Source organism: Lacticaseibacillus suibinensis (assembly GCF_003946175.1).
In the GTDB taxonomy this organism is placed as follows: Bacteria; Bacillota; Bacilli; order Lactobacillales; family Lactobacillaceae; genus Lacticaseibacillus; species Lacticaseibacillus suibinensis.
In genome coordinates this window covers 1-24,809 of the sequence record NZ_RHOK01000026.1, presented here as the reverse complement: position 1 = coordinate 24,809, position 24,809 = coordinate 1, and the positions used below count along the sequence as shown (strand labels likewise).

The 24,809-nt window shown below is 52.4% G+C and carries 44 protein-coding genes and 1 tRNA gene; 44 read left to right on the top strand and 1 reads right to left on the bottom strand.

The window, feature by feature from the left end; translation table 11 throughout:
* Positions 1 to 2: 2 nt before the first annotated feature.
* Entirely contained in the window at positions 3 to 170 is a 168-nt protein-coding gene (locus tag EKM90_RS12915) for a hypothetical protein (RefSeq protein ID WP_164507796.1), read from the bottom strand.
* An 81-nt stretch (positions 171 to 251) separates the two neighbouring features.
* On the opposite strand from EKM90_RS12915, the gene EKM90_RS12910 reads away from it, so the two are divergent.
* The 44 genes from EKM90_RS12910 to EKM90_RS10975 all read left to right on the top strand — a co-directional run.
* Positions 252 to 422 (top strand): hypothetical protein, encoded by a 171-nt coding sequence (locus EKM90_RS12910; RefSeq protein WP_164507963.1) that lies wholly within the window; start codon positions 252 to 254, stop codon positions 420 to 422.
* 86 nt (positions 423 to 508) lie between these two features.
* Positions 509 to 1,057 (top strand): hypothetical protein, encoded by a 549-nt coding sequence (locus tag EKM90_RS11165; RefSeq protein WP_125582667.1) that lies wholly within the window; start codon positions 509 to 511, stop codon positions 1,055 to 1,057.
* Positions 1,039 to 1,359 (top strand): hypothetical protein, encoded by a 321-nt coding sequence (locus EKM90_RS11160; protein ID WP_125582665.1) that lies wholly within the window; start codon positions 1,039 to 1,041, stop codon positions 1,357 to 1,359. Before EKM90_RS11165 ends, EKM90_RS11160 begins: the two co-directional genes overlap by 19 nt.
* On the top strand, positions 1,356 to 1,616 hold the full coding sequence (locus tag EKM90_RS11155) for a hypothetical protein (RefSeq protein WP_125582662.1): 261 nt from the start codon (positions 1,356 to 1,358) through the stop codon (positions 1,614 to 1,616). Before EKM90_RS11160 ends, EKM90_RS11155 begins: the two co-directional genes overlap by 4 nt.
* 1 nt (position 1,617) lies before the next feature.
* Positions 1,618 to 1,950, top strand: a complete 333-nt coding sequence (locus tag EKM90_RS11150) for a hypothetical protein (RefSeq protein ID WP_125582660.1) — start codon at positions 1,618 to 1,620, stop codon at positions 1,948 to 1,950.
* 13 nt (positions 1,951 to 1,963) lie between these two features.
* Entirely contained in the window at positions 1,964 to 2,689 is a 726-nt protein-coding gene (bet, locus tag EKM90_RS11145) for a phage recombination protein Bet (RefSeq protein WP_125582658.1), read from the top strand.
* Positions 2,613 to 3,458: a PD-(D/E)XK nuclease-like domain-containing protein gene (locus EKM90_RS11140; protein WP_125582655.1), complete on the top strand. Its 846-nt coding sequence runs from the start codon at positions 2,613 to 2,615 to the stop codon at positions 3,456 to 3,458. Before bet ends, EKM90_RS11140 begins: the two co-directional genes overlap by 77 nt.
* Positions 3,458 to 4,342, top strand: a complete 885-nt coding sequence (locus EKM90_RS11135; RefSeq protein ID WP_125582653.1) for a DnaD domain-containing protein — start codon at positions 3,458 to 3,460, stop codon at positions 4,340 to 4,342. Before EKM90_RS11140 ends, EKM90_RS11135 begins: the two co-directional genes overlap by 1 nt.
* Positions 4,339 to 5,004 carry a hypothetical protein gene (locus tag EKM90_RS11130; RefSeq protein ID WP_125582651.1) on the top strand — a complete coding sequence of 222 codons (666 nt, stop codon included), beginning with the start codon at positions 4,339 to 4,341 and terminating at the stop codon, positions 5,002 to 5,004. Before EKM90_RS11135 ends, EKM90_RS11130 begins: the two co-directional genes overlap by 4 nt.
* A 61-nt stretch (positions 5,005 to 5,065) precedes the next feature.
* The gene (locus EKM90_RS12905; protein ID WP_164507962.1) at positions 5,066 to 5,242 is read left to right on the top strand and encodes a hypothetical protein; all 177 of its coding nucleotides are present in this window, start codon (positions 5,066 to 5,068) and stop codon (positions 5,240 to 5,242) included.
* A gap of 14 nt (positions 5,243 to 5,256) precedes the next feature.
* A complete protein-coding gene (locus EKM90_RS11125; protein ID WP_164507964.1) occupies positions 5,257 to 5,613 on the top strand; it encodes a RusA family crossover junction endodeoxyribonuclease in 357 nt (118 codons plus the stop codon).
* Between the two features lie 28 nt (positions 5,614 to 5,641).
* Entirely contained in the window at positions 5,642 to 5,815 is a 174-nt protein-coding gene (locus tag EKM90_RS11120) for a hypothetical protein (RefSeq protein WP_225422843.1), read from the top strand.
* 11 nt (positions 5,816 to 5,826) lie between these two features.
* Positions 5,827 to 6,318 carry a single-stranded DNA-binding protein gene (gene ssb / locus EKM90_RS11115; RefSeq protein WP_125582647.1) on the top strand — a complete coding sequence of 164 codons (492 nt, stop codon included), beginning with the start codon at positions 5,827 to 5,829 and terminating at the stop codon, positions 6,316 to 6,318.
* An 11-nt stretch (positions 6,319 to 6,329) separates the two neighbouring features.
* Positions 6,330 to 6,617: a beta-sandwich lipoprotein gene (locus tag EKM90_RS11110; protein WP_125582645.1), complete on the top strand. Its 288-nt coding sequence runs from the start codon at positions 6,330 to 6,332 to the stop codon at positions 6,615 to 6,617.
* An 11-nt stretch (positions 6,618 to 6,628) separates the two neighbouring features.
* The gene (locus tag EKM90_RS11105; RefSeq protein WP_125582643.1) at positions 6,629 to 7,225 is read left to right on the top strand and encodes a DUF1642 domain-containing protein; all 597 of its coding nucleotides are present in this window, start codon (positions 6,629 to 6,631) and stop codon (positions 7,223 to 7,225) included.
* Positions 7,209 to 7,427, top strand: a complete 219-nt coding sequence (locus EKM90_RS11100; RefSeq protein WP_032790941.1) for a hypothetical protein — start codon at positions 7,209 to 7,211, stop codon at positions 7,425 to 7,427. Before EKM90_RS11105 ends, EKM90_RS11100 begins: the two co-directional genes overlap by 17 nt.
* On the top strand, positions 7,417 to 7,743 hold the full coding sequence (locus EKM90_RS11095; protein ID WP_125582641.1) for a hypothetical protein: 327 nt from the start codon (positions 7,417 to 7,419) through the stop codon (positions 7,741 to 7,743). The genes EKM90_RS11100 and EKM90_RS11095 overlap by 11 nt, the downstream gene beginning before the upstream one ends.
* Positions 7,740 to 8,135, top strand: a complete 396-nt coding sequence (locus EKM90_RS11090) for a hypothetical protein (RefSeq protein WP_125582639.1) — start codon at positions 7,740 to 7,742, stop codon at positions 8,133 to 8,135. Before EKM90_RS11095 ends, EKM90_RS11090 begins: the two co-directional genes overlap by 4 nt.
* Positions 8,132 to 8,341: a hypothetical protein gene (locus EKM90_RS11085; RefSeq protein ID WP_125582637.1), complete on the top strand. Its 210-nt coding sequence runs from the start codon at positions 8,132 to 8,134 to the stop codon at positions 8,339 to 8,341. Before EKM90_RS11090 ends, EKM90_RS11085 begins: the two co-directional genes overlap by 4 nt.
* Positions 8,338 to 8,550, top strand: a complete 213-nt coding sequence (locus tag EKM90_RS11080) for a hypothetical protein (protein ID WP_125582635.1) — start codon at positions 8,338 to 8,340, stop codon at positions 8,548 to 8,550. Before EKM90_RS11085 ends, EKM90_RS11080 begins: the two co-directional genes overlap by 4 nt.
* Positions 8,547 to 8,678, top strand: coding sequence for a hypothetical protein (locus tag EKM90_RS13140; protein ID WP_263852874.1), 132 nt, complete (start codon positions 8,547 to 8,549; stop codon positions 8,676 to 8,678). The genes EKM90_RS11080 and EKM90_RS13140 overlap by 4 nt, the downstream gene beginning before the upstream one ends.
* Before the next feature lie 108 nt (positions 8,679 to 8,786).
* Positions 8,787 to 9,242, top strand: coding sequence for an ArpU family phage packaging/lysis transcriptional regulator (locus EKM90_RS11075; protein ID WP_125582633.1), 456 nt, complete (start codon positions 8,787 to 8,789; stop codon positions 9,240 to 9,242).
* On the top strand, positions 9,232 to 9,468 hold the full coding sequence (locus EKM90_RS11070) for a hypothetical protein (RefSeq protein ID WP_125582631.1): 237 nt from the start codon (positions 9,232 to 9,234) through the stop codon (positions 9,466 to 9,468). The genes EKM90_RS11075 and EKM90_RS11070 overlap by 11 nt, the downstream gene beginning before the upstream one ends.
* A gap of 303 nt (positions 9,469 to 9,771) precedes the next feature.
* Positions 9,772 to 9,844, top strand: a tRNA-OTHER gene (locus tag EKM90_RS11065).
* A 74-nt stretch (positions 9,845 to 9,918) separates the two neighbouring features.
* Complete coding sequence (locus EKM90_RS11060) at positions 9,919 to 11,067, top strand: GcrA family cell cycle regulator (protein WP_125582629.1); 1,149 nt, start codon at positions 9,919 to 9,921, stop codon at positions 11,065 to 11,067.
* A 9-nt stretch (positions 11,068 to 11,076) separates the two neighbouring features.
* Entirely contained in the window at positions 11,077 to 11,214 is a 138-nt protein-coding gene (locus EKM90_RS12900; protein ID WP_164507961.1) for a hypothetical protein, read from the top strand.
* Positions 11,214 to 11,756, top strand: a complete 543-nt coding sequence (locus EKM90_RS11055) for a terminase small subunit (protein WP_125582627.1) — start codon at positions 11,214 to 11,216, stop codon at positions 11,754 to 11,756. The genes EKM90_RS12900 and EKM90_RS11055 overlap by 1 nt, the downstream gene beginning before the upstream one ends.
* Positions 11,737 to 13,065: a PBSX family phage terminase large subunit gene (locus tag EKM90_RS11050; RefSeq protein ID WP_125582625.1), complete on the top strand. Its 1,329-nt coding sequence runs from the start codon at positions 11,737 to 11,739 to the stop codon at positions 13,063 to 13,065. Before EKM90_RS11055 ends, EKM90_RS11050 begins: the two co-directional genes overlap by 20 nt.
* A gap of 63 nt (positions 13,066 to 13,128) precedes the next feature.
* Positions 13,129 to 14,670, top strand: a complete 1,542-nt coding sequence (locus tag EKM90_RS11045; RefSeq protein ID WP_164507960.1) for a phage portal protein — start codon at positions 13,129 to 13,131, stop codon at positions 14,668 to 14,670.
* Positions 14,670 to 15,827, top strand: coding sequence for a phage minor capsid protein (locus EKM90_RS11040; RefSeq protein ID WP_125582621.1), 1,158 nt, complete (start codon positions 14,670 to 14,672; stop codon positions 15,825 to 15,827). Before EKM90_RS11045 ends, EKM90_RS11040 begins: the two co-directional genes overlap by 1 nt.
* Before the next feature lie 14 nt (positions 15,828 to 15,841).
* Positions 15,842 to 15,985, top strand: coding sequence for a hypothetical protein (locus EKM90_RS12895; RefSeq protein WP_164507959.1), 144 nt, complete (start codon positions 15,842 to 15,844; stop codon positions 15,983 to 15,985).
* 92 nt (positions 15,986 to 16,077) lie between these two features.
* Positions 16,078 to 16,665, top strand: coding sequence for a phage scaffolding protein (locus EKM90_RS11035; RefSeq protein WP_125582619.1), 588 nt, complete (start codon positions 16,078 to 16,080; stop codon positions 16,663 to 16,665).
* A 15-nt stretch (positions 16,666 to 16,680) separates the two neighbouring features.
* Complete coding sequence (locus tag EKM90_RS11030; RefSeq protein WP_125582617.1) at positions 16,681 to 17,541, top strand: capsid protein; 861 nt, start codon at positions 16,681 to 16,683, stop codon at positions 17,539 to 17,541.
* A 26-nt stretch (positions 17,542 to 17,567) separates the two neighbouring features.
* Entirely contained in the window at positions 17,568 to 17,816 is a 249-nt protein-coding gene (locus tag EKM90_RS11025; protein WP_125582615.1) for an Ig-like domain-containing protein, read from the top strand.
* A gap of 11 nt (positions 17,817 to 17,827) precedes the next feature.
* Entirely contained in the window at positions 17,828 to 18,241 is a 414-nt protein-coding gene (locus EKM90_RS11020) for a head-tail connector protein (RefSeq protein ID WP_125582613.1), read from the top strand.
* Positions 18,238 to 18,591: a putative minor capsid protein gene (locus tag EKM90_RS11015; RefSeq protein WP_125582611.1), complete on the top strand. Its 354-nt coding sequence runs from the start codon at positions 18,238 to 18,240 to the stop codon at positions 18,589 to 18,591. Before EKM90_RS11020 ends, EKM90_RS11015 begins: the two co-directional genes overlap by 4 nt.
* Entirely contained in the window at positions 18,591 to 18,923 is a 333-nt protein-coding gene (locus EKM90_RS11010) for a minor capsid protein (RefSeq protein WP_125582609.1), read from the top strand. The genes EKM90_RS11015 and EKM90_RS11010 overlap by 1 nt, the downstream gene beginning before the upstream one ends.
* The gene (locus EKM90_RS11005; RefSeq protein WP_164506115.1) at positions 18,923 to 19,309 is read left to right on the top strand and encodes a phage tail terminator protein; all 387 of its coding nucleotides are present in this window, start codon (positions 18,923 to 18,925) and stop codon (positions 19,307 to 19,309) included. The genes EKM90_RS11010 and EKM90_RS11005 overlap by 1 nt, the downstream gene beginning before the upstream one ends.
* Positions 19,310 to 19,320: 11 nt before the next feature.
* The gene (locus EKM90_RS11000) at positions 19,321 to 19,776 is read left to right on the top strand and encodes a phage tail tube protein (protein WP_125582605.1); all 456 of its coding nucleotides are present in this window, start codon (positions 19,321 to 19,323) and stop codon (positions 19,774 to 19,776) included.
* Positions 19,777 to 19,787: 11 nt separating this feature from the next.
* Positions 19,788 to 20,039, top strand: a complete 252-nt coding sequence (locus EKM90_RS10995; RefSeq protein ID WP_225422841.1) for an Ig-like domain-containing protein — start codon at positions 19,788 to 19,790, stop codon at positions 20,037 to 20,039.
* A 121-nt stretch (positions 20,040 to 20,160) separates the two neighbouring features.
* The gene (locus EKM90_RS10990) at positions 20,161 to 20,619 is read left to right on the top strand and encodes a hypothetical protein (protein ID WP_125582601.1); all 459 of its coding nucleotides are present in this window, start codon (positions 20,161 to 20,163) and stop codon (positions 20,617 to 20,619) included.
* Positions 20,620 to 20,633: 14 nt separating this feature from the next.
* Positions 20,634 to 21,230 (top strand): Gp15 family bacteriophage protein, encoded by a 597-nt coding sequence (locus EKM90_RS10985; protein ID WP_125582599.1) that lies wholly within the window; start codon positions 20,634 to 20,636, stop codon positions 21,228 to 21,230.
* Positions 21,220 to 23,640: a tape measure protein gene (locus EKM90_RS10980; protein ID WP_225422840.1), complete on the top strand. Its 2,421-nt coding sequence runs from the start codon at positions 21,220 to 21,222 to the stop codon at positions 23,638 to 23,640. Before EKM90_RS10985 ends, EKM90_RS10980 begins: the two co-directional genes overlap by 11 nt.
* On the top strand, positions 23,641 to 24,809 hold a 1,169-nt coding region (locus EKM90_RS10975), incomplete at its 3' end, for a distal tail protein Dit (RefSeq protein WP_125582595.1). It abuts the gene before it with no gap.

Genomic DNA, 24,809 nt, shown 5'->3' with positions numbered 1-24,809 from the left:
AACTACTTTAAGTTAAATTCCACATCGAGCGTCTTATGACAATGAGGGCACTCAACATTCATAGAGCGGGCTAAGAAATCTTTTTTGCAAAAGGGGCACGTTACATTGATCCCCTTACTCGTCAGTATTTCTTGAGCTTTTCGCTTAGCAATTTCTTCTAGATTCATCATAATCACCTCCTTTAAAGCGATTATCTCACTTGAAGGAGAGACTAAGTATTCAAATTTCAAAGAACGAAAGGGGGTGACGTCATGAACCGCAAGGAGAAAATCACCGTGATCTACGAGTACTTCCAGAGCGCAGGACGCGACTACACCATCAAGCAACTCGAACGGAAGTCAGACCACTTCATCGACAGCGCGCTGTTGCTGATTGAAAGCGATGAAGAGAAAGAGATGGACGAACAGGTCGCCAGTATCTAGTCAAGGCATACATGTTTTGCCAACTTAAGTGTAAGCGAGTAGCGATTGGACGGGCGGGGGAACTTTTCCAAACAAGGAGAGATCGCATGAAACTCAAAATTGGAAGTAACTTAACGGCGGCGCTTAGCCGCACCGATGGCACACAGCGTTGGCTGGCGGCCATGATGGGGAAGGGCAAGAGTAGCGTGAACAACTACGTCAACAACGCGCCAGTGAGCGCAGACGATGCGGTGAGCATGGCACATGTACTCGATGATGACCAATTCTCGCAAGAGCTTGGAAGCCTCATGCTTGGCCTCATCAAGTCGTTCACCGGCTCCAAGATACCAACCAACATGTCATCACTACTGGATTATGACGACTTCGAGGAAGACGAAGAAAAGCGGTATTTGAAGGTTAATCACGTCCGCATGATACTAGCCAATCCGGAGGAGCTTAGCGAGCGAGAGCGGGAAGACCTGATATCCTACCTGTTCGAGAAACTGGACAGCACCATGATGGACTTGACGGTGCTCACGGCAGGAGCTGACCGGCTAGATACCACGCTGGCGGAGCTACTACACGAGCGCATGCCAACCTACGTCAAGATGCACTACATCAGAAGGGAGGACATGACATGGTCACAGAAAAGGTAACAGACCTGCGGAAACTCAAGCAGATGCCGGAACCGACCATCGTACAGCGGCAACAAGCCATCGCACGAAAAAGGCCAACGCATCGAAAGGTAAGTATGCTGATGCGAGCCAAAGAGCTTGCAGAGTTCGCTCATGTGTCAGCATCAACGGTCACGCGTTGGAAGCAAGGCTGGACAGGTGAGCCACTCAAGTTTGAGGGGCCGGGAGAAGCCCAGACGGTTGATCTAGACTACTTCATTCGCTGGCGAGAACGAAATTCCGGCAGAAAGATGATGAACCCGAAACGGAGGCAGGAAGCATGAGACACCCATGGATCTATATCACGAACGTATTTGAAGACTTTATGGCCAAGCATCAGGCGGCCGCAGACTTCTTCAACTGGTATGAGCCAGACATCGACCCAAGCTATCCGGCCAACTACCCGGAAGAACACGCCGAGTTTTGGCATGACACAAAAAAAGCCCCAGCGGAGGCAACCGCTAAGGCATCAGAAACTAAACAAAACATTATTTATCTCAGTTTAACACGCCAGCAACCAAAGCGAAAGGTGGTGCGCTGATATGGACGCAATCGAACCAGCAATGGCCTATAAGGTGGGCGATGACTACATCGACCTGCGAGGCCAGTGCGAATGGTACTTCTCAACACCAGACATGCCAGACCAACTGCAAGGGGCATTTCTACCGGAAGCCGCCAAGACGTTCTTGGTTGAGCTAATCGATGAGATGGGCTTTGACATGCTGATCTCATACATGGGCACCGCTGCCGACACGCCAAAGACTATTCGCCACCAGATGGCGGACAACATCTTCTCGATGACCGGCGAAACCGTATGGGAGTTTGACCCCATCGAAGTTTTGACCGACCTCGGCTACCAGCACTTCACACGCTAGGAGGAAAACGAAAATGACAGAACAATCTAAGGAATTAATCGAGTATCAAGCCAACGGCGAGAATGTCAAGCTGTCACCGGCAATGGTACGGAAGTATCTGGTTAGCGGCAATGCGGAGGTCACTGACCAAGAAGTCGTGATGTTCATGCAGCTAGCCAAGTATCAGCATCTGAACCCATTCCTGAATGAGGCGTACCTCGTCAAGTTCCAAGGGAAACCAGCACAAATCATCACTAGCAAAGAGGCTTTCATGAAGCGAGCCAATGCCAACCCGCACTACAAGGGAATGGATGCCGGCATCATCGTTGCCCGCGGCGATGATATGCAGTTACTGAATGGCACCGTGAAGATGCCTAGCGACAAACTCATCGGCGGATGGGCGACCATCAAGCGTGATGATCGCGAAGATACACACGTCGAGTTGAGCGTTGAAGAATTCAGCAAGGGGCAAGCTACATGGCGCTCAATGCCAGCAACGATGATCCGCAAGTCGGCAATCGTCAACGCGCTACGTGAGGCGTTCCCGCAAGAGCTTGGGGCGCTATACACCGAAGACGACAAGCAGCCAGATGGTCATGAGCGAGGGCGCAAGGACGTGAGCGAAGCACCAAAGCTCGATGATCTAATCGAAGCGGAACCGGCAAAGCAGGAGGTGAAGCCAGATGTTGAAACAGCCACCGAAGCAACAACCACAACGACCGCCGTTCAGCCTGAACAAGGCGAACTATTACAGCAATGATGCTGACTGGCACTATCAATCAGCCACACAATTCAAAGGTTTCATGGCGTGCGAGGCGGCGGCACTAGCCCAGCTCAAAGGCGAGTGGGAACCCCAACGTGACCCTACAGCCTTGCTGGTCGGCAACTACCTGCACAGCTACTTCGAGAGCCCGGCTGCGCACCAGGAATTTCTCGATGAGCATACTGAAATCTTGGCCACCACCGGAAAGAATAGGGGCCAGCCAAAGGCTCCTTACCAACAGGCCGACAAGATGATTGAGGCGCTGGCAAGCGATGATACTTTTAACCGCCTATATCAGGGCGAAAAGGAAGCCATTGTGACCGGAACCATCGGCGGGGTTGAGTGGATGGGCAAGCTCGACTGCTTGGCGGATAACCACAAGTACTTCGTTGATCTAAAGACCACCCAAGACATCTACAAGAAGTACTGGGTGCCGGATAACAGCGCCTATGGCTCGTTCATCGAGGCCTACCGTTATCCACTCCAGATGGCTGTATATCAGGAGCTCATCCGTCAACAGTATGGAGCGAACGCCTCACCACTGATTGTCGCCGTCAGCAAGCAAGACCCGCCAGATAAGGCGATTGTCAGCATTCCACAAGAGTTGCTCGACTATTGGCTGCATCGCATTGAAGATGAACAGCCACGCATTGAGGCCGTCAAGAACGGCGAAATTGAACCGAAACGGTGCGGTCACTGCGAGTACTGCCGCGCCACCAAGAAGCTCACCGGCATCACTGATCTATACGCGTTGGAGGTGGGTTAATGAACATCTATCTGCTACTTCGAGAGTTCTACATTCGGCAAAGCGTCAATCCGCTAAGCACAGGACAAATAGCAATGTGGCATGCGCTGGTATACCAATGTAACCAGCTAGGCTGGCCAAGCGAATTCAATATGCCAAATCGAACACTCGAAACGTTGACTGGATTATCCCGAACCGGGATTAGTAAATCTCGAAATGTGCTTAAGCAGTCAGGGCTGATTGATTTCAAATCTAACGGCACCAAAGCCTCCACCTACCGAGTGGTCGATTTAACCACTACGTCAGATAGTGCGCAAAGGAGTGCGCAAAACAGTACGCAAAGGAGTGCGCAAAGTAGTGCGCAAAACAGTACGCAAAGGAGTGCGCAAAACAGTAGCACGTACTTAAGACTAGACAAGACTAAACAAGACAAGACAAAAGACAGTCTGTCAGACGGGGGCGCGCACGAAACTAATGCCTTCACCGAGTGGCAGAAAGTCTGGGGCTTTCCAAACGCCATTGCTCAAGGCGACTTGGTCAACTGGGTACAGGAGTTTGGCGATGATCTCGTGTGCTGGGTGATTTCGTATGCGGCAAGGCGGGCTGTACAAGCCAAGTCCGCTGACGGCTATCTCGAAAAGACCCTGAGCCATTATCGTGGCGCTGGAATTTCGACAGTCGAGCAAGCAGAGGCGGAAGCAAAACAACATGCCGAAACCGCCAAGGCAAACGCTCCGCGGCCACAGCAATCGCGCTACGGAAAGCCCCAGCGGCAGGAGGCCATTCCGGAGTGGATGGCTAAGGACTACAAAGCACCTAAGCAAGAGGCTACAGAGGCCGAAAAAGCTGATCTGGCAGCCCAGTTGGCTGAGCTTGACAAGCTAAGACAGGAGCATGACGCATGACGAAACGAGAATTGAAAATTGGTGACACGGTGCTGGTGCGCTACTACTGCGCCGACTTCGACAAGAAAGAAAACTGGGGCGGGTTTAGCGGCGTTATCCGCAAGAACTACGAGAACTCCGTTTTGCTGGACGTGAGCCACTCAAGCGAGCTTACCCGCCAGCAAATCAAAGCCACACATACTGGCCTGATCGTGGTGGGGAAGAAGCACCTTGACGGCAAAGTCAAAACGGGCGACCCAATCTACGCAGAGAGCTTTTTACCGCGGAACAAAAATAAAGTGATCCAAGGCAAGAATAAAGCCCGCAAAGAAAAGTATCGGCGACTTGGTGACCAGCTTCAAGCGCTGGCAAATCGTGGTTATACCATGAAGCAGGCGGCTGATAAGCTAGGCATCAGCGCGAGCTTATTAGTTGCCGCTCGGCGTGGTCGTGACATTGACACACGGCCTCACTTCCACCTCCAGTGGCTCAAGCCAGACGGCAGCATTGAGTACATCGCCAAAATCGACACGGCGCGAAAGCGGCACATCGTCAAGTACGCCTTCCAAGACGAAGAGCAAAACGAATGGGGCATCTTTCGCTCCGGCAACTGGTTCGAAGCCGAAGACGGCAAAATCAAGCCATCAGAGGTTGATGGGGTTGTAAAAACATGCCGGCATTGATCTATGCGGCGCTGATTATCGAAACGGCCGTGCTGGTCGTAGTTTGGGGGAATAAGCACAAATGAAAATTGAAAAAGTAAAGCAGGGACTTGAGTTCGTGATGGTAGTGCTGGCAATCGCGATGATTGCGGTAGGCAGTTGGTTTTTCTGGTACGGTAGCCCGCTCAAGGCGTACTTCCTGATGCTATGCGCTAACCTGATGCTGACACTACTGGTGCTAGTGGGACGTGAAGCATGACGGAAAAAATGGTGATGATCCCGATGCCATTGATGACTTTGAACCAGTACGTAGCCTGTGAGCGTGGCAATCGCTTCGGCGGGGCCAAGGTCAAAAAACAGGCAACGATGCTGGCGGCCCAGTACACGAAACTAGCAGCGCGGGATGGCGTTCACTTCGACTGGGGCAAGCCACTTCGGTTCGATTGGTATTGGTACAACCGCAGAACAGACCCCGACAACATCGCGTTTCAGCACAAGTTTGTGTTTGACGGCATGATGGCGGCTGGTTTCCTGACCAATGACAACTGGGACAACATTGTGGAGCTGCGGGACAGGTTCTTTATCGACAAGGCCAACCCGCGCGTGGAGGTATACGAAATTGATGAGTGACGTACTAAACGAGAAGCAAATAAAAGTAGTGAACTACTTGGCACAACAGCGTGACGAGTTCCCTGACCAATCAATCTTCGAGGTATACGGTCGGCTGTGGATTGGTGATGCGCGGGTGCCATCTGACGTACAAACGGCGTTCACTCTGCTCTCTGCGGAGGAACAGAACACGGTCGGCGCATACATGGCGCTGCCATTCTAGGGAGGAAAACGATGATTAATTCACTTGCACTAACAGGCCGCCTCACGCGCGAGCTTGATCTCCGCTACACGCAGAGCGGCACCGCAGTCGGCACATTCACCTTGGCGGTTGACCGGCAGTATAAGCGGGACGGCGAGCCAACAGCAGACTTCATCAACTGCGTTATCTGGCGCAAGAGTGCGGAGAACTTCGCTAACTTCACGCACAAGGGATCGCTGGTGGGCGTAGAAGGCCATATCCAGACACGAAGCTACGACAAGCAATACGGCACCAAAGTGTATGTGACCGAAGTAGTGGTCGATAACTTCGCCCTGCTGGAACCGAAAGGCACGCAGGCCACCCCAGAGGCCACAAATCAGCCGCAGACAGCACCGCAACAGACTGGTGGGAATAGTTACCAGAGCCAGCAGAAGCCGGCTCAAACGGCATCACAGGCGTCAAATGACCCGTTCGCAAGCAATGGCAAGCAGTTGGACATCTCCGACTCAGACTTGCCGTTCTAGGAGGTATCGAAATGAAAAAGAAGATTGCTTTAGCATTGGCAGGGTTGGTGATGGTTGCTGGCCTTTCTGGTTGTGCATCGTGGAATAGATTTACGAAGGACATTGGGAGCAACGTCAACAACGGGCTTGAACGTGAAATCAAGGTGTACAACGCCGAGGGGAAAGTGATTTTCTCCCAGAAGGGCAAATTTGACATCAGCTACAAAGACCGTGACTTGCAATACATCGACCAGAAGAACCGCAAGCACAACATCTACATTGGCGACATGAGCACTGTAGTTGTCGACGAGCTGAAATAGGAGGTATCGAAATGAGCTTATATGCAGTGAAGAACGACAATGGCGAGTGGTGGGACTTCGAAGCTTACGATGGTTTTTGGAGCGATGGTAGTTGCGAATGCGCTGTTACCGCATACCAAGAAAGAGCTGATAGTGTCATCAAAGAGCACGGCGGCCACGTGGTCGAGCTAGTCGAGAAGCCGGAGCCAGAAGTGGTGAGCCAGAATGAAGCGAAGATGCTAAAAGAGGCTTTGAAAGACGACAACTACGGTGCCGGTTTAATCTCTGACTATGTGGATGAGCATTGGGACGACTATGGGAGCTTAAACCGCACACACATTCAAGACCGCCTCATGCGCGCCTACGTCAACGGCTGGACGGTCGAGAAGCCGAAGCGCTACGTCCTACCAATGCCTGGCACTGAATATCACAACATTCAGATGCACGGAAACGCTCAATATTACGCAATCAAAAGAACTGAAAACTGGCGGCCTGACGCAATTGCTTTAGGCACTGAAGATGCCGTCAAACATGGATACACCGTCACCCATGCCGACATCGACGCAGCCCCGGGATGGGTCAAGGCGATCACACCTGTGGAGGTGACTGACGATGGCATGGGTTGTTAGAGGCGAAGAAGCCGGTATCATTGACTATTACTTTGACAACTTGTCTAAGCGCCACAAGGCCGTTATTGGAGACTTCGCGGTAACAATGGGAGATCCTCTTTATCGCTTCAAGAGTGAGGCAGAGGCAGAAACAATTGCCATGAACGTTTATTACGATGGCGAAGACATGTATCCGTACGAGGTGACTGACGATGAGCAATGAGACGAAGCGGGACGTGTTCGAGTATTATCTCGACATGATAAAGGCGCTTAAAGACCCATTAGCTGCTGAATGTGTGAATGAGGCACGACAGCGTTACGCATCCGCACTGGACAACGCAGAACAGGCAGATTGCCCGTACTGCCGCGACGATAACCCTAAGCCCCTGCGTGACACTGGACGCTACATGGTCAGGATCGTGGATGATCAGCTATTGATGCGTGACAAATATGACGGGCATGAACCGCACATCAACTTGCGCATTCTAATTCAGCGATGCCCGATGTGTGGCCGCAATCTACCTGAGGTGGAGAAATGACTGAGACGAAGCGGGACGTATTCGAGGAAATGAAATGGGAATTAATTAGGAACTTAGCAAACACGATAGACCAGAATGGCGGGCTAAGGCCGCTGGAAGATGCCACTAAGGTAGGGGTAAATTATGCTACTCGTTACGCCGCCGCCCTGCCAGATGAGATCGAGGTGATTCCGAAAGCGGTGGGCGAATATATTAAAAATCTGTGGAAATACCATCGCGATCTTGTTGATGTGTTTGGCATGGTACGTGACCTAGGTATCACCAGAACAGAACCCAATGGCGTTTTGATCTGGGTAGCTCACAACACTGACACATTCGCTACTGCATGGGTGCTAGGTGTCTGGCGCGTTGAGGAAACCGGCGAAATCGTGAAATCGGAGGCGAAGAAATGAATTTTGAAAACGAGGCCTTGCCGCAAAAGGGCTATGTCGCAAGTAGCGTGATACTAACTGGACCGGTTGACGGTATATACACCATCACGGCTAAGCAGGTAAAACACGGTAAGCCCGACCGCACTATGACGATGCAGTTCACTCGCAATGGTCTAGCAGTTATCGTCGGGTGCTGGCGCGCGGCACTTGGGGAGGCGGAGAAATGAAACAACCTGAAATAACAATTACCAGGGTGAAGAAATACAATGCGGCTTGGAACCAGGTGATCTGCCTGGACGGCGTACCAGTAGCAATTGCTAAATCGAATAATCGGGCGTCAGAAATTGCCGCTTACCTGATGGGCAATCGATCATCCGATGTTAATGACAACGGCCTGCGACACTATCTAGACCGAGCAATGGAGGCGGAGAAATGAGCTTATATGATTATCTCGGAATAAAGTTCTGGCTCGAGATCGTTGCTACAATTATCGGCCTCACCGCGCTTGCTATCTGGCTAATTGGGAAAGGCCAAAATAAAAACCGCCATTGCTGGCGGCTGTAGTTAGCACACTCGATTTGAGTGCTTACAACATTATATCAAAAAAGCGCACCATTATTGGCACGCTCATAATATTTCTGACAAATCTATTCTATCATAGGGGTGTGGCGTATGGGGCGTCTGGTACAGACATACTTTCGACTGCTTGATCACGAAGAAACTGCAAAGAATGCTGAGCGGCTGCTAGGCGACTTTAGGCACCGAGAACAGAAGGCAAAGCGAGCGGACGTTCTGGGGCTGGAATCTCCGTCATTAGATGGAATGCCGCGCAATGAAACGGTCGAGAACACAACCGAGCGACGTATTATCAGTCACCTCAGCGACAAAGAGTTTGTGGATCGGGTGCGACGCGCGATTGAGTGCATCGAAAGCGATGAGGCCAAGGTTATCCTGTGCGGTCTGTACATAGGGCGACCACTAACCGCAGAGGCACTGATGGAGCGGATGGCGATGAGCAACACCGCTTATTATCACGCTAAAGAAGAAGCACTGGTGGCATTCGCAGAGGTTTGGCCGCCGTTTCCGAGCGAGCTACTGGTATACAGGACTGTTCGCGATGATGGTTGATAGCGAGTACATCACGGTTTATGCTAGAGTATGGCGGCCTAAAGAAGATGACGATGGCGGTTGGGTGGACGACTACGCTTCATCTAACGTGGTCATGAAGCGGGCAGACTTTCAGCGCTGGCTCGCTGGTGACAAAGGCGGTGTGGTGCTCACGATTGATGACGGTCAGTGGCAAGCGGTTAAGTTGGAGAATATTGTCGAGATGAGCGCTCCGGAGTGTAAATAACGACACAAGAGCGACACAAGAGCGATGAAGAAGCGACACAACAACGATACCTAGTGCAGTATTATGGTATTGTGCCCAAGCGATGGGGTGATGGCGCACCTACTTTCTGTGGATAGGTAGCTCCGATGTGGAAGCCGTACATGGCTGCCGGTTCGATTCCGGCGCGGAGCATAGCTTGCGACGATCCCGGCTGACGGGGGAGCGAGCAACACAAATGGCCAGTGTAGGAAGACACGCTTACATCGGATGGTGGCGCCACCGTTAGCGGCCTAGCGCGGTATCTAGGATTCGTGTCAACAAGGAGTGAGAGTAGCTAAGTGGAAAAGCGCCCCGTCATCAGGCAGGCAATGCGTGGGTTCGATTCCCACCTCTCACGTGGAGTAAGCACCGGACTAAAGCACTTCGCTAAGGTGAGGTGCTATTTTTATACATATTTTAGGAGGCGAGTAGATGCAATGGACAGATGAACAAATCGGAACGATGCGCAAGCTCGCCTCTGAAGGCCTTACAAGACGCGAGACAGCAGACGAGCTAGGAATTAGCTACGATGCAGTTCAGAAGAAATCGCGGCGGCTTGGAATTGAGTTTCAATCACCAATGCCTAATGAATATGACTCAGATGGTACACAGTCTAGTGAGACAATTCTAAAAGTCGTCAGGGGCCACAAAATGACGCCTAGAGAGGTGCTAGAAGCCCACGGGTATGACTACACCAAGTGGGAGCTTGTACGCGCCACAAGCAATTTCTGGAAGCAGACGCCCGAAGCTACTATGTACCAAAGCAAGATACAAATTAGACCGCTGGTTGATGCGGAACAATATGAATCCCTGATGAATGACATCATCACACACAAGGAGCCGTATCAAGCTAAGGCTCCTATTTTTGTGCCGTCAGAACGATATCTTGTCATTCCCGCATTTGACACACACTTCAACGGTCATACGTTCGATATCTATGCAGAGTCCTTGAAACGGCAGCTGGATATCATTCAACGTGGTCATTATGCAAAGATATTGCTCATTCTGGGCGGTGATCTGGCTCATGTGGATAACATCAACTCAACCACAGCAAAGGGCACACAGCTCGAAACAACTGACCTAGGCGAGACTGTGAACGAAATGGATCAATACTTCGAGACACTGATTGAAGCAATCATTAAGAACGCCAATGAGTGTGAGGTCATGTATTGCGCCGGAAACCACGACCCGTCAGTTGGATATATGTTTGCACGGTTATTGAAACGTGCCTACAGCAATCAGCCGAACATCACTTGGGATATATCACTGAAGCATTACAAAGGCGCAATGCTAGGCCATAACTTCATTGGTGCCACTCACGGAGACAAGGGCAAGAACAACTATCTGGCCAAGTATCTTGATGAGTTTGGCTTCATGTTAGGCACAGCACAGAATCGCGAACTGTTCACGGGGCATCTGCATTCAGAGATGAGCAAAGACCTAGGCGGATTCGTTCAGCGTCAAGTATCGACACGCAAGCCAACCGACCAATGGACTGATGACATTGGCGTGGTTGCTCACAAAACGTTTGAGCTGGTCGAATACAGCGACCATGATACCCGTGCCATTTACTATGTGTGAGGTGATTTCATGGCTCAAATGGTAATGACTAAGTTCGGCTACATGTCGAGGGCCGAGGCCTCAATCATCGGGAAACTCGCCAAAGAGGAAGCTCAGAAGAAGACTAAGGATGACAAGAAGAAGCGCGGGAGGTGTGGTGATATGTGATGAAACTAAGCAAGCGGCAGAAAGCATTCGCTGATGCCTATCTAACCAACGGAGGCAACGCTACAGAGGCCGCGAGAGCTGCTGGATATTCGCCGCACAACATTGGTGCTAACGCAGCGAAAACCCTAAAAAACCCTAAAATTCAAGCCTACATGAAACGGCGACTGCAACCGATTGAACGCAAGGCCGATCTCGATGTTGATAAGGCAATTATCCACTTGCTTGATATTGGCATGGGCCGTGAGATCACTGCCAGAAGCTCGACATATGACAACATTAAAAAGATGATGCTAGAAGACACGACATTGAAATATTCGCCAGGGCCTAAGCAGCAGGTTGAAGCTCTTGAATTGTATTTGAAGTATAAGGGTATGCTCAGGAACTCAAGCAAGGAACTCGAAGATCAAAAGATTGCCAAACTGAAAGCTGATGCAAGAAAGTCGAAGGCCGAGGCCGATATTTCAGAGGCAAAGGCCAAGTTGCTTACTGATGCAGGTTCACAAGACAGGACGGTGATTGTCGATGACATCCCAGACGAGTGAGCGGCCAACGATTAAGTTGACCTGGCTTATCCAGCCACACTTCTACAAGTTCTGGCGGAGCAAGGCAACCTACTTCATCCTCAATGGCGGACGTGGTAGCTTCAAGTCATCAACTGTCAGCCTCAAGCTGGCTACCAAGATGAAGCGCCAGATACAGCAGGGCCACAAGGCGAACATCATTGTGGTGCGCGAGAACGCCAACAATCTGCGCGACTCAGTTTACAGTCAAATCGCCTGGGCATTGGACAAGCTAGACATGACTGATGAGTTCATCTTCTCGGTCAGCCCGATGAAGATTACCCACAGGTGGACAGGATCGGCATTCTACTTCTATGGAGCAGACAAACCGGAGAAACTCAAGTCCAACACCGTTGGCGATGTGATTGCCCTCTGGTATGAAGAGGCAGCCAACTTCAAGAGCCAGGATGTCTTCGACCAGTCAAATCCAACATTCATTCGGCAGAAGTCAGCATGGGTCGACAAGGTGCCTGTGTTCTACACGTATAACCCACCCAAGAACCCTTATGAGTGGATTAACGAATGGGTAGACAGCCTGCGAGGCGATCCTGACTACTTCATCGATGAGAGCACATATCTCGATGATAAGCTGGGCTTCACCACTGACCAGCAGCTCAAGCTGATTGAGAAGTACAAGCGCAACGACTTCGACTACTACCGATGGCTGTATTTAGGCCAGGCAGTGGGGCTGGGCACCAACATCTACAACATGGCGCTGTTTCACAAGGCTCAAAGCGTGCCTAGTGACGATGATGTCATGGCGCTGGCTTTCTCGGTCGATACCGGCCACATGCAGTCAGCAACGGCGCTCACAGCCTACGGGTTCAGCGCCAAGGGTAACGTGTATGTACTCGACACCTATTACTACTCGCCGGCGCATCAGGTCAACAAGAAGCCGCCGAGTGAGCTGGTCAAGGACATGCACGCCTTCATCATGACGATGAGCAAGCAATACCCAGCCGCTCAGATAGTCAGCAAGACCATCGACTCGGCGGAAGGTGCTATCCGCAACCAGTATGCATACGAGTACCACGACAACTGGCACCCAGTGGCCAAGCTCAAAGAGGCCGACATGATAGACGTTGTTCAAGACCTGCTCGCACAAGGGCGGGTTTTTGTTTTGGAAACAGAAGGCAACGGCATCTTCTTGGAGCAGCATCAGCAGTACCAATGGGACGAAAAGACCATTCAAAGCGATGACCCCAAAGTCATCAAGGAAAACGACCACACCTGCGACAACTTCAAGTACATGTGCTTGGACAACCGCCGCCGGTTAGGTCTCAAACGCTAGGAGGTGACGCCTGTGAGCATCATCGACACAGTCAAAAATTGGTTCAGGAAAGGAGGTGCAGCCATGGGCCTTGTCGAGAATTTGAGCAAGATTACTGACCACCCGAAAATCAACGTTGATGCACGCGAGTATGCTCGCATCGACCGCGACAAGCTGTACTTCAAAGGCATGTTCCCCACTGTTAAATACTCCAACACGTATGGTGACCAAATGGAGCGTCCCTATGTCAGCCTAAACATGATGCAAGTCGTCAGCAGGCGTCTAGCAAGCCTCCTGTACAACGAGAAGAGCAAGGTGTCCGTTGATACCAGCGAACCGTCAGAAGCCGACACAGCTGACGAGAAGCCGGAAGACGACAAGGCAAATAGCTTCGTGCAGTCAGTGCTCAACGCCAACGACTTCGGCAAGAACTTCGAACGCTACCTGGAGTCGTGTCTGGCTATGGGTGGCTTAGCTATCCGGCCATACGTTGACAACCAAACGGGTCAAATCAAGCTGGCGTGGATTCAGGCGCCAAACTTCTTCCCGCTACGTTCCAACACCAACGACATCACTGAGGCTGCTATCGCTACGCCTACCATTCGCACCGAGAGCGGGAAGACGGCGTACTATACGCTACTTGAGTTTCATGAGTGGTCACCGCTGGGCTACACCATCACCAACGAGTTGTACCGCAGTGAGATGAAGGACCAGGTAGGCAACCGCGTGCCGCTGAGTATGCTGTACCCGGACCTGACCGACACGGCCAACATGCCGGGATTCTACCGGCCGCTGTTCGTGTACATCAAGCCTGCTGGCTTCAACAATAAGAGTCTCAACAGCCCGCTTGGCATCGGCATCTGTGACAACGCTCTTAGCACGCTCAAGCAGCTCAATGACACCTATGATCAGTTCAACTGGGAAGTCAGAAACGGGCAGCGGCGCTTCGCTGTACCGGAAAGCATGACCGATGTGAAGTTCGTCAAGGGTGGCACCGAGAAGGCTAAGCCGGCCTTTGACCCAGACCAGAACGTCTTTGTGTCTGTGCCGGGTGATCCCGAAAATATGAGCGTCACAGACCTCACTACGCCTATTCGGGCCAGTGACTATGTGACGAGCATGAACCAGTTCTTGAAGACACTAGAGATGCAGGTGGGCTTATCTGCTGGCACCTTTAGCTTCGATGGCCAGTCAGTCAAGACGGCGACCGAAGTGGTCAGCGAGAACAGCATGACTTACCAGACGCGCAATAGCCACTTAACGATGGTCGAGCGTGCCATTCAAGAGCTGGTGGTGTCCATCTGTGAGCTTGGCCGTGCGACGGTAATCAATGGCGGTAGCATCTACAACGGTCCAATCCCGACCATTGACCAGGTGGCTGTGGACTTCGACGATGGTATTTTCACCGATAAGGCTGCAACAGCTGATTATTGGATCAAGTTGAAGGCTGCTGGCCTGTGCGCCGACTGGCAGGCCATCATGCACGTCCAAGGCGTTACCGAAGACCAGGCACGTAGCATTGCGGCCGAGATTGCCGGAGATACTGCCGACAACGCCACAGACCCGATAGCAGGCCTATTTGGCGGTAATGGGGATGACAACGCTGGAGAAGGCGGTGATGATTAATGCCAAAGGTCACGCAGCACCAGATGGACGTCACCGAGTCATCAATCATCGACGTCTATCAGCATCTGGAGCAGCAGCTCTTTGAGGACTTCGTGAACCGGCTGCAGCAGCATGGCATTGAAGACGTCGACCAGACCAACGTGTTGCAGTGGCAGATGGAGGTCATGAACGACCTGCACCTAGTCAACTCCGACGTAATCAACGAGGCATCAAAAGCGACTGGTATTGCCCGTGCCAAGCTAGTCGAGCTATTCCAGCACCAGGGCTACAAAGTAGTCGACCAAGAGTACAATCGGGCCACCAAAGCCACTGGAAGGCAAGCAAGCACCTTGCAGGTCAATATGACTAAGCAAGTGCTAGATGGCTACCTCAAGCAGACGTTCCAGGCACTCGACAACAACGTCAACCAGACACTGCTAAGCACTAATTATGGCAGCAATGCGGCCACGAAGACCTATCAGCAGATAGTCAAAGAGACGACCGCAGATGTGCTTGCTGGCCTTAGGACGCCTGATCAGGCGCTCAAGGCCACCATCTACCGCTGGCGCGACAAAGGCATCGACCTCGGACTAGTCGACAAGGGCGGCCACAAATGGGGCCTAGAGAGTTATGGCCGATTAGTCGTGGACAATACAAGCCGCCGTGCCTTTCAAGCGGTACGCGACCAGGCAGCCGATGACGTGGGCGTTGATACCTTCGTCATGAGCAGCCACGAGGCCAGCCGTGCTGCCTGTGCGCCTATTCAGGGCAAGCTGGTGACTACCAGGGCGGAGAGCTTCACTGATGCCAACACAGGTGAGCACTTTATCAGTTTGTACGATCACGGCTACGGCACGCCTTCAGGTACATTCGGCATCAACTGCCACCATCTCAAGTGGCTATACGTGCCAGGTGCAAGCTCAAACAACCAGCCGCAGTATGATCCAGCTGAGGCAATCGCCAAGGGGGATATGGTAGCCAAACAACGCGAACTAGAGCGTCGCATTAGAGCATACAAGCAAAAGCAAGCTTTGGCGGAGAAAATGAGCGATACTGATGGCGTGATGCGCAACCAGTTACTAGTTCGCCGCAACCAAGCAGCATTACGCAAGCTAGTGAGTGATTTTGACTATCTACATCGCGACTATGCACGAGAAAAAGTATTCACACATTCATAATGAGGAGGCTTATCATGCTACATCACTACATGACCACATACCGAGAAGGCGGTCGTTGGAAGGCAGAAGCCTGGCTGCAGCTGAACATTTTCGGCCGCTGCTACTGCTTTAGCAAGCGTACCAAGGACCTCGGAGAGGCATATCTCACAGAAGCATAGACACACGACCTGAGTAAGTCGCTAAACTGCTCTTTTATTGTGTCCAAATCCATGCGGGAGCAGACCCGCTTAACAACTGCTTAGGAGAAGACATGAACCCAGAAGCATTGAAAGCATTAGGACTGAACGATGAGCAAGTCAAAGGTGCGATGGCTCTGTATGGCAAGGACTTGAACCCGCTCAAGGAGCAGGTCAACACCCTGACGTCTGAACGTGATGCGGCCAAGGCACAAGTGACCACGGTCACCGGCCAGCTTGACCAGTTGCAGAAGGACCACAAGAGCGACAGCGACCTCAAGGCCGAGATTGACAAGCTCAAAGAAGCCAACTCACAGGCCGAGAAGGACGCGGCGGCGCAACTGACCCAGGTAAAGCTAGACAGTGCCACCAATCTGGCATTGCTCCAGTCTGGGGCACTCAACACCAAAGCGGTTAATGCCCTGATTAACAAGGACGCGCTCAAATTGGACGAAAATGGTAACCTGACTGGACTCGACGACCAGCTCAAGGCACTCAAGGAAGCCGATGACAGCAAGTTCCTGTTCAAGGCCGCCACTCAAGAACCATCCAAGCCAAACAGCCCACAGATTACCCCATCGGGCAACCCTAACGCGGACCCAGCCGGCGGCACGAGCATGGTCGACAAGATTGCTGCTCGCCTATCCGGCAAACAATCATAAAGGAGTGTATAAACTATGCCATTAGTATTAGACAGTAAAGACCTTGCCACCATTGACAAGGAGTTCAAGGCGGACTCTCAAGTGTGGGACGTACTGACGCAGGGCGCCAAGTCCGTGACTGCAGCCGATTTCGTTGGTGCTAATGAAGTGCGCATCAACAAAATGAGCGGCTTCGTGGACGCCACGCAGTACAAGCGCAACGGTGAAAATGCTCGCAACCAGATTAGCATCGAGAAGGAAACGGTTAAGCTGACCCACGAAGACTGGTTCGGCTATGACGTTGACCAGCTTGATGAATCCGAATCTGCTGCGCTCACCATCAACAACATCGTCACAGAACACCGCCGCCTGATTACCGTGCCACATCGTGATCAAGTCGCAATCCAGGCACTGTACGACAACGCCGGAAACAAGGACGCGACCGTGGTGACCGAAGACAACGTGCTCAAGCTGTATGACGCTGCGGAAGAATACATGACCGACAACGAAGTACCGGGCGGTTACGTGATGTTCGTCTCTGCAGCATTCTACCGGATGCTAAAGAACGCCACCGGCGTGAACAAGTCCTTCACGACCAACCAGATGCAGATTGCCGGCATCAACCGCAACGTTGCGCAACTCGATGGTGGGGTGCCAATCATCAAGGTTGCCAAGGATCGCATTCAAGGTCTGTCCATTGATGAAACCATCCAGTTCATCCTGACCCCATTAACCGCCATTGCGCCAATCGTCAAGTTTGGCACGGTGGACACGGTTCCTGCTGCGCAAGATCGTTCCGGCTACCGCGACACCATCAAGGGCCTCGACTACTACGATGCCATCGTCTTTGACAACGCCAAGAAGGCCATCTACGTGAGTGCGGTCCCAAAAGCGTAGCGCCGACTCCGGCCACGGGGCTCAAGATGAGCCAGCAGACGGCCAGCATGAAGGTCGGCGACACTAAGCAGGTAACGGCTGCTGCTGAACCAGCTAACGCAAGTGATGCGGCTACCATCAACGGGGCCATCGCGTACGCTTCTGATAACGAAGCCGTTGCGACGGTAGCGGCTGACGGAACCATTACGGCTGTAGCTGCGGGCACGGCGAACATTACCGCTACGAGCGGCAGCTTCACGGCGTCCGTCAAGGTGACCGTGGCTGCTGCTTCCTAGGCGGTGATTAGATGACCAATACACTATACGTTGGAGCGGAAGACTACATTCAGGCGATGCATGTCACAGCGGTACCCGATGACTTTGACGAGTTGTCGGCGCTCGCCGGAATGTACTTGGACGAAATCACCAACAACTACTATCAGATGCACGCCATAGATGATGATCCGTTTGAGTTGCGTGTAACGCGGTTCAAGCGGGCTGTCATGCTGCAGATTAAGTACATGGCCGATACCGGCATCAAGTCGAGCACTCAATACAAGGCAGCCCAAGCGCAAACTGTCAGCCAGTCCATTGGTGCCACTACAGTCTCCAAGACGCTCGGTGATGCGGCTGCTAATGTGTCTGGCACGATTGTTTGCGATGATGCGCTACGTTCGCTGTCTGGCACTGGTCTGCTTTACAGGGGAGTGATGCACCTATGAGCGCAATCCAACCGGACCGTGCGTGGCTCAATGACACAGTGACGGTCGAGCGGTTCCTCGGTGAAGGCGACTACAACAAGCCGACCTACGACAAGGCAATCACGCTGGCACCTGTGCGTGTTGACCTTACAAAGGACTTCTCTGGAGTGGGCGCAAATCGAACGATCGTGGCGAATGCTACTGTCTTTTTATTTGCTGCATACACTGCCGGATATCCGGACGCCATCGACGACAGTTGGCTGCAAGCACGGCTCACGTTCAATGGTCACCCGTACAAAGTGGTCGACTGGTCGAGCCATGAGGAGCCTGACAGCAGCACCCCGTTCAGCATCGAATTGAAGGTGATCTGATGGGCTTTTCAGTACAGATCAATGATCGCGGACTAAAGCATAAGCTCAGCCGCCAAGGCTTTCAGCGTGGCATGGTCGTGATGGCCAACCAAGCGGCGGCTGACATGAACCAGTTTGTGCCAAAGAAGAACAACCACCTGAGAGAAAGCTCCGTCGTGGCCAGTGATGGGTCTAACATCCGTTACGTTGAGCCATACGCTCATCGTCAATGGGTCGGCGGCGTTGGTTGGCACTACACCACACCAGGCACCGGTCCGAAGTGGGATGAACGAGCCAAAAGCTTGTACATGAGCAAATGGCAGCACGCATTCGTGAAGGGGGCACAGCTCTAATGGATTTCAACGACCGTCTCAAGGAGGCCATCAACAGCCAGAAGATGCCACTCCCGACAAGTATCGGGTTGCCAGGCACAGCCGAGTCGGCGTCATTCTATGCAATGCCAGGCGGACAGGTAACAAGAGAGTACATGGATGGGGAGAAGGATGTCGCACTCGCCTATGAGTACGTCATTCACTCTCAAGACCAAGAGGCGGCTAATGACCAACTCTGGCAGGTTCAGAACTACCTTGAGACTTTGTCTGACCTAGACAGCCAGGATGGCAGCTACCAATTCGGCGGCATCAGCATCACAAGTAAGCCTGCGTTCTCTCAAGCTGAGGAGCCGGGCTTTTTCTATTGGGTCGTGGACTTTACCGCGAACCTGACAACATTTAAGTGAGGAGGAACATTATGCGTAAAAAGAACGCAAAACGTCTGCACTACATCGCCCCATACACGAGCGATGAGACACAACCGGCCGAGGAGAGCTGGCTGCCTTTGGCACACTTCATCCAGACCATTGAGGATGACACCAAAGAGGACACAGACGATCAGGGATTCTATGACGGCGACGGCAATACCGAAACCGTGCTTAATGGTCGGTCTGAGGTCTGGAACTTCTCGGGCTTCTACGATCCAGAAGACCCGGCTCAAGAATTGCTGGCCGGGCTTCGTCGCAAGACCAACGACGACGAGCGCAAGATTTGGCACAAGATTGTGGAGACCAATGGTGACACCGTTATTGGTGTCGCAAAGGCAATGGAAATCAAGGCGGGTGGCGGTGACGCTACCGACTACGAAGACTTCGAAGGCCATCTTGACTTCGTTCAAGCTCCGAAAGTGACACCTGCTGTCCCAAAATCGTAGCGGTATCAGGGGTGACCTTGGCACCGACCTCGGCAAGCGTTGAAGGTGGTAAGACCGTTCAGCTGACCGCTACAGTTGCACCTGATGATGCGACTGAAACCGGGACGACCTTCGCGTCCAGCGATGATGGTATTGCAAAAGTAGACGATCATGGCCTGGTAACGGGCGTGGCCGCCGGCAGTGCTGACATCACCGTTACCACAAAGGATGGCAGCAAGACTGCAAAGTCCACGGTTGAAGTAACGGCTGCAGCAGAAGGCTAATTGAGCAAATCGTCGCCTAAGAAAGTCACAGTACGGGCAACCGGGCGGCGAATCACTAGTAGCTGAATGGCGGAGGGGGCGGCAGTAGCTTGCTCCCTCCGCCTTTTTTAGGAGGAAAAACATGGAAAAACTAGTTCTTGAGTCGTCGGTGGTCAAGTTCACCATCGAAATCGAAAACAAGAATGACGGCAAGGTTACCGAGGTTGTGCTCGGGGTTGACTTTTCCGATGAGGCGTTGATTGCCGAAAAAGCCAAGGCTGATCTGCGGAAAAACAAACTTGCTGAACTGGAAAAGGAGTACAGCGATCTCCTTGACCAAGAGGTAACTGATGACAACGTTAAGGTTGCTCTTGAGGCTTGGAGCAAGACCCTTCAAATGGCCTTTGACACTGACTTTGGTGCCGGCACGTATGACAAGATTGCAGCCGCAAGTGGCGGGAACAGTTTCATCAACTTCCTGTTGCTCTATCAACGCATCAACCAAATCGTGTCCAGCAAGATTGAAGCCAAGCTCGCCAACATTCAGCGCAAGTCGGAGAACCGCAAAGCACGCTACCTCAAGAACCGCAAGCGGCGCTAAGGCGGTGATGAGGCATGAATCTATATGACCAATGGCCAAATGAGGTGACTGTCAACGGGCAAAGCTACCGGCTAGATTTGAGTTTCGATAATGTGCTCTACGCGCTCAAAGCGCGTGGTGATAAAGGTATGACCATGATTGACCGCTGCGAAACCTTCCTACGGCTGGTCATCAAGCAGGACATGCCACCAGAGACGGACTGGGTGGACGTGCACAACGCCATCATCGACTTGATCACCACGGCCAAGCAGAAACCGACACGGTATGACATCAATGGCGACCCAATCGAACCGAAAGGCGAGAGCAGGCACTTCAAGGCTGACTACGACTTCGACTACGATGCGGCATATATCTATGCGGCGTTCCGTCAAGCGTATGGCATCGACCTAGTCAAAGAACAAGGCCGGCTGCACTGGTTGAGCTTTGCGGCATTGTTCGATGCGTTGCCCGATGATACAGCCTTCGTGCGAATTAGGCACATCAGGGCGACCAAGCTTAGCGACATCAAGGATAAGAAACAGAAAGAAGCCGTCAGGAGACAGCAGCACGCATTAGCGCTCCCTGATACTGATGGCGAAGAAGAGGAAGAAGGTGACAACTATGGCAGCTGACAGTTCGGTTGTAATCAAGATACAAGCTGATGGCGGCAACGAGGCAATCGACACGATGGACAAGCTCAAGGGTGCGATGAAGGGCTTATTTGCCCCGGGCACCAATGCAGGTAAAGTCTTCGGGGGCCTCAAGGAGAAGCTCTCTCTGGGGGCTGTCATGGGTCTGGCACAGAAGGGCATCGATACCCTTATCGGCGGGCTAGGTGATCTAGGTAGTCAAATCGTTGACGCCAGTGACGCCATCGACAAATTTAAGTCCACCATGGACTTCGCTGGCTTCACCAAGAAACAGACGACAGCGGCAACTAAGGCCGCCAAGGTATACGCTGACAAGACTGTCTACGACTTGAACACGGTACTCAACACCACCGCCCAACTGGCCGCAAACGGGGTCAAGAACTATACCGGCCTCACACAGGCCGCTGGTAACCTCAACGCTGTCGCGGGTGGGAATGCTGACACATTCAAGTCCGTGGCCATGGTCCTGACGCAAACCGCTGGGGCTGGTAAGCTGACCACTGAAAACTGGAACCAGCTCACTGACGCCATTCCTGGCGCCTCCGGCAAGTTGCAGGAAGCAATGAAGAAGAATGGTGCATACACCGGTAACTTCCGTGACGCGATGGAAAAGGGCCAGATCAGCGCCGGCGAGTTCAACAAGGCAATCGAACAGCTAGGCATGACTAAGGCCGCAAAGGATGCCGCCACTAGCACCCAGACCTTTGAAGGGGCTATTGGCAACCTCCAGGCGTCCTTTGTCACCGCCGGCACTGACTTCCTGAACAAGTTCAAGGCGCCAATCACGCAAGGTATTACCGACGTGGCCAACGCCGTTCCAAAGATTACGGCAGGCATTGGCAATGTGCTGGGGTCAATCGGCAATCTGGCCAGCAAGGCCAATCTCGGACCGATTATCAGCTCGCAGTTTGACAACATCTCATGGGATTCCATTTTGCGGCCGTTTCAGTCCACCTGGTCGACTATTCAGCAGACGGCTTCGCATCTCGACTTCAGCGGGGCCAAAACGGCGCTATCTTCCCTTGGCTCGCAGTTCTCCTCGTATGCGGCTAATTGGGCACGCATGTGGGCGCCGATTGGTGATGGGCTGGTAACTGCCCTAGGCAAGGCCAACAACGCTCTGCAACCGTTCTTCGCGTCATTCGCGAACATCGACTTCACTGCAATGTTTGCCCCGTTTCAGGGTATTGCTAACACAATCAAGACGACCCTCTCCGGGCTCGATTTCAGCGGAATTCAAGCGCTCGGGTCTCAGATTATCCCAGCCTTGCAGGCGGGCTTCCAGTCGTTCATGACGGTGGCTGGCCCGGCTATCAACGGTGTGGTCACCGCGTTTGGCAATTTGTGGAACGCGGCGCAGCCGGTGGTATCGACAATCGCTTCGGTACTGGTACCAATCTTTCAGGTGCTCGGTGCTTATCTGGGCGGCGTGTTCTCGAGTGTTCTAAGTGGTATCTCGACTGCATTCAACTTCTTTGCAGGCGTGTTGAGGTTCATCCAACCGCTGCTCAATCTACTGGCTTCGGCGTTTCGTGCCTTGTCACCAGCCATCACTGTTATCGCAGGCTGGATTGGCAAACTCTCCGGCCTGTTTGGTAACTTTGGTGGCGTTGCAAAGAGTTTGAAAGCCGCCGTTTCAAACGCATGGAACGGTATCAAATCAGCAGTTCAAACCGCTGGCGCTGGTGTAAAGGCAGTCGTTTCGATTGTCTCTGGCGTCTTCAAGACACTGGGGACAGCAGGGACTAGCCTGAAAACTGCGCTATCCGCAGCATGGTCTGGCATTGTCGGTGCAGTAAGAACGGCCAAGGCTACCATTTCAGGCGTCATCGGTGCCATCAAGAGCATCTTTACCGGCCTTGGCCATATCAGTCTAAGAGGTGCCGGCGAGGCCATCATGAACGGTTTTGTTGGCGGTTTGAAGTCCATATGGGACAAGGGTAAGAAGTTCGTTGGCGGCATTGCCGACTGGATCAAGAAGCACAAGGGCCCAATCAGCTACGATGCGCGGCTTCTGATTCCTGCTGGTAACGCCATCATGGATGGGTTGAATCGTGGGATTATTCATTCTTTCGATGCAGTAAAAAAGACCGTTGGCTCTGTGACCGGACAGCTGGCTGACGCGGCGATGGTAAATGCGACCGTGGGCTTATCCAGCGCAGTGCAACCTGAGGCGCTGGCTGGCAGTCGTTATACTGCCATTCCTAGCAGCCAAATCATTAACAATTACAGCACAACAACGAACGTGGGCGAGACACAGCCTCGAGTAATCGAGGTTCACGTCAGTGCAAACATTGACAAGCGAGAATTGTCTCGCGAGATAGCTGAGCCGGTCAAGATTGAGATTGACCGCATGAAGCGCACAAGTAATCGCATAAAGGGTGTGAGATAGGTGACTTTTCAATGGTGGTTTAACGGCCAAGATATGAGCAAGTATCTCGAGACAAATAGTGTCGAGCGCAATATCGGCCAGAATCGTAAGGCGAGCCTCCAGAAGCTCGGCATATCATCGGGCAAGAGATTTCAATACACCTCTGCGGACGAAGGCAAGGTGACTGTGTCCTTCCTGATTCGGAGAGATATGGTGGCCAAGCGCCGGAAGATTGCGGGGCTGTTGTCCTCGAATGAGCCGCAGCAGCTAATCTTCGGTGACGAACCCGACAAGTATTATCTAGCAATCGCAGACGACCAAATCAGCCTCTCGGAGAAGTTTCGACATGGTAATGGTGAGGTAACGTTCATCGTCCCCGATGGTGTGGCGCATTCACTTACTACTGCTACGGTATCTGGCCAGTCCGGCACCGATATCACAGTCACAAATGCCGGCACGGCACCAACATCGCCTTTGCTGACGGCCACAATGAGTGGGGATAACGGCGTAGTAGCGTGGACGAACGATGCTGGCGGCGTGCTTCAGTTTGGCGCTAATGATGAGATTGACGGCGTGACGAAAGAACGGTCGGAGCAGGTCTATCATTATACGTTTGACAGCGAACCAACTGACGTGACATACAACGATGGCATCATCGCTTATCCGCTTTTCAACGGGAGTGCATCAACGCCTAATCAGCAGACGGGTCCATTTGACTATACTCGAAAGCCGGGTACAGCAACACCTGCTAGTGTGCGTACCGCTGACATGAAGTGGTCTGGCCCGTCCATGAGTGGCAAGCTACCGGTCAATTCGGATGGTAAGCTCAATGGAAACTTCCAATGGGTGAACAGAATGAAGTTTTTGACAACTAAGAACGCAACAGGCCGATGTGAGTTTAACCTCACTAAGGGCGATGAAGTCGTTGTATCCCTTCTGTTGTATGACAATTCACGTTCAACCGACATGCTGATGTTTGAGGGCACTGTGAACGGCCAACATTTGTTCTTGGATAATCTTCCACGGTCGTACTACAAGAACGATGAATACGACCTAGTTATTACGAAGCTAAGAAGCCAAGTTACCTTTCGCATTAATCGGGTCACCCTTGGTGGTGGCGGAGTTGAAACACGGACAGTGGCAAATTTCGATGCCTCCGAGATTGACGGTTGGACAGTCTGGCTCACAGG

What these genes read in the sequence shown, in the direction of transcription:
- EKM90_RS11105 (WP_125582643.1), top strand. Translation starts at nt 6,629, where the DNA reads ATGAGCTTATATGCAGTGAAGAACGACAATGGCGAGTGGTGGGACTTC.
- EKM90_RS12900 (WP_164507961.1), top strand. Translation starts at nt 11,077, where the DNA reads ATGGCTCAAATGGTAATGACTAAGTTCGGCTACATGTCGAGGGCCGAG.
- EKM90_RS11085 (WP_125582637.1), top strand. Translation starts at nt 8,132, where the DNA reads ATGAATTTTGAAAACGAGGCCTTGCCGCAAAAGGGCTATGTCGCAAGT.
- EKM90_RS13140 (WP_263852874.1), top strand. Translation starts at nt 8,547, where the DNA reads ATGAGCTTATATGATTATCTCGGAATAAAGTTCTGGCTCGAGATCGTT.
- EKM90_RS11165 (WP_125582667.1), top strand. Translation starts at nt 509, where the DNA reads ATGAAACTCAAAATTGGAAGTAACTTAACGGCGGCGCTTAGCCGCACC.
- EKM90_RS11030 (WP_125582617.1), top strand. Translation starts at nt 16,681, where the DNA reads ATGCCATTAGTATTAGACAGTAAAGACCTTGCCACCATTGACAAGGAG.
- EKM90_RS11055 (WP_125582627.1), top strand. Translation starts at nt 11,214, where the DNA reads ATGAAACTAAGCAAGCGGCAGAAAGCATTCGCTGATGCCTATCTAACC.
- EKM90_RS11070 (WP_125582631.1), top strand. Translation starts at nt 9,232, where the DNA reads ATGATGGTTGATAGCGAGTACATCACGGTTTATGCTAGAGTATGGCGG.
- EKM90_RS11050 (WP_125582625.1), top strand. Translation starts at nt 11,737, where the DNA reads ATGACATCCCAGACGAGTGAGCGGCCAACGATTAAGTTGACCTGGCTT.
- EKM90_RS11010 (WP_125582609.1), top strand. Translation starts at nt 18,591, where the DNA reads ATGGGCTTTTCAGTACAGATCAATGATCGCGGACTAAAGCATAAGCTC.
- EKM90_RS11125 (WP_164507964.1), top strand. Translation starts at nt 5,257, where the DNA reads ATGATCCCGATGCCATTGATGACTTTGAACCAGTACGTAGCCTGTGAG.
- EKM90_RS10980 (WP_225422840.1), top strand. Translation starts at nt 21,220, where the DNA reads ATGGCAGCTGACAGTTCGGTTGTAATCAAGATACAAGCTGATGGCGGC.
- EKM90_RS11035 (WP_125582619.1), top strand. Translation starts at nt 16,078, where the DNA reads ATGAACCCAGAAGCATTGAAAGCATTAGGACTGAACGATGAGCAAGTC.
- EKM90_RS11060 (WP_125582629.1), top strand. Translation starts at nt 9,919, where the DNA reads ATGCAATGGACAGATGAACAAATCGGAACGATGCGCAAGCTCGCCTCT.
- EKM90_RS11090 (WP_125582639.1), top strand. Translation starts at nt 7,740, where the DNA reads ATGACTGAGACGAAGCGGGACGTATTCGAGGAAATGAAATGGGAATTA.
- EKM90_RS11075 (WP_125582633.1), top strand. Translation starts at nt 8,787, where the DNA reads ATGGGGCGTCTGGTACAGACATACTTTCGACTGCTTGATCACGAAGAA.
- EKM90_RS12915 (WP_164507796.1), bottom strand. Translation starts at nt 170, where the DNA reads ATGATGAATCTAGAAGAAATTGCTAAGCGAAAAGCTCAAGAAATACTG.
- EKM90_RS11020 (WP_125582613.1), top strand. Translation starts at nt 17,828, where the DNA reads ATGACCAATACACTATACGTTGGAGCGGAAGACTACATTCAGGCGATG.
- EKM90_RS11045 (WP_164507960.1), top strand. Translation starts at nt 13,129, where the DNA reads ATGGGCCTTGTCGAGAATTTGAGCAAGATTACTGACCACCCGAAAATC.
- EKM90_RS11150 (WP_125582660.1), top strand. Translation starts at nt 1,618, where the DNA reads ATGGACGCAATCGAACCAGCAATGGCCTATAAGGTGGGCGATGACTAC.
- bet (WP_125582658.1), top strand. Translation starts at nt 1,964, where the DNA reads ATGACAGAACAATCTAAGGAATTAATCGAGTATCAAGCCAACGGCGAG.
- EKM90_RS11000 (WP_125582605.1), top strand. Translation starts at nt 19,321, where the DNA reads ATGCGTAAAAAGAACGCAAAACGTCTGCACTACATCGCCCCATACACG.
- EKM90_RS11130 (WP_125582651.1), top strand. Translation starts at nt 4,339, where the DNA reads ATGACGAAACGAGAATTGAAAATTGGTGACACGGTGCTGGTGCGCTAC.
- EKM90_RS11040 (WP_125582621.1), top strand. Translation starts at nt 14,670, where the DNA reads ATGCCAAAGGTCACGCAGCACCAGATGGACGTCACCGAGTCATCAATC.
- EKM90_RS12910 (WP_164507963.1), top strand. Translation starts at nt 252, where the DNA reads ATGAACCGCAAGGAGAAAATCACCGTGATCTACGAGTACTTCCAGAGC.
- EKM90_RS11080 (WP_125582635.1), top strand. Translation starts at nt 8,338, where the DNA reads ATGAAACAACCTGAAATAACAATTACCAGGGTGAAGAAATACAATGCG.
- EKM90_RS11025 (WP_125582615.1), top strand. Translation starts at nt 17,568, where the DNA reads ATGAGCCAGCAGACGGCCAGCATGAAGGTCGGCGACACTAAGCAGGTA.
- EKM90_RS11155 (WP_125582662.1), top strand. Translation starts at nt 1,356, where the DNA reads ATGAGACACCCATGGATCTATATCACGAACGTATTTGAAGACTTTATG.
- EKM90_RS11095 (WP_125582641.1), top strand. Translation starts at nt 7,417, where the DNA reads ATGAGCAATGAGACGAAGCGGGACGTGTTCGAGTATTATCTCGACATG.
- EKM90_RS11160 (WP_125582665.1), top strand. Translation starts at nt 1,039, where the DNA reads ATGGTCACAGAAAAGGTAACAGACCTGCGGAAACTCAAGCAGATGCCG.
- ssb (WP_125582647.1), top strand. Translation starts at nt 5,827, where the DNA reads ATGATTAATTCACTTGCACTAACAGGCCGCCTCACGCGCGAGCTTGAT.
- EKM90_RS10990 (WP_125582601.1), top strand. Translation starts at nt 20,161, where the DNA reads ATGGAAAAACTAGTTCTTGAGTCGTCGGTGGTCAAGTTCACCATCGAA.
- EKM90_RS11015 (WP_125582611.1), top strand. Translation starts at nt 18,238, where the DNA reads ATGAGCGCAATCCAACCGGACCGTGCGTGGCTCAATGACACAGTGACG.
- EKM90_RS11140 (WP_125582655.1), top strand. Translation starts at nt 2,613, where the DNA reads ATGTTGAAACAGCCACCGAAGCAACAACCACAACGACCGCCGTTCAGC.
- EKM90_RS12895 (WP_164507959.1), top strand. Translation starts at nt 15,842, where the DNA reads ATGCTACATCACTACATGACCACATACCGAGAAGGCGGTCGTTGGAAG.
- EKM90_RS11135 (WP_125582653.1), top strand. Translation starts at nt 3,458, where the DNA reads ATGAACATCTATCTGCTACTTCGAGAGTTCTACATTCGGCAAAGCGTC.
- EKM90_RS11100 (WP_032790941.1), top strand. Translation starts at nt 7,209, where the DNA reads ATGGCATGGGTTGTTAGAGGCGAAGAAGCCGGTATCATTGACTATTAC.
- EKM90_RS10985 (WP_125582599.1), top strand. Translation starts at nt 20,634, where the DNA reads ATGAATCTATATGACCAATGGCCAAATGAGGTGACTGTCAACGGGCAA.
- EKM90_RS11110 (WP_125582645.1), top strand. Translation starts at nt 6,330, where the DNA reads ATGAAAAAGAAGATTGCTTTAGCATTGGCAGGGTTGGTGATGGTTGCT.
- EKM90_RS11005 (WP_164506115.1), top strand. Translation starts at nt 18,923, where the DNA reads ATGGATTTCAACGACCGTCTCAAGGAGGCCATCAACAGCCAGAAGATG.
- EKM90_RS12905 (WP_164507962.1), top strand. Translation starts at nt 5,066, where the DNA reads ATGAAAATTGAAAAAGTAAAGCAGGGACTTGAGTTCGTGATGGTAGTG.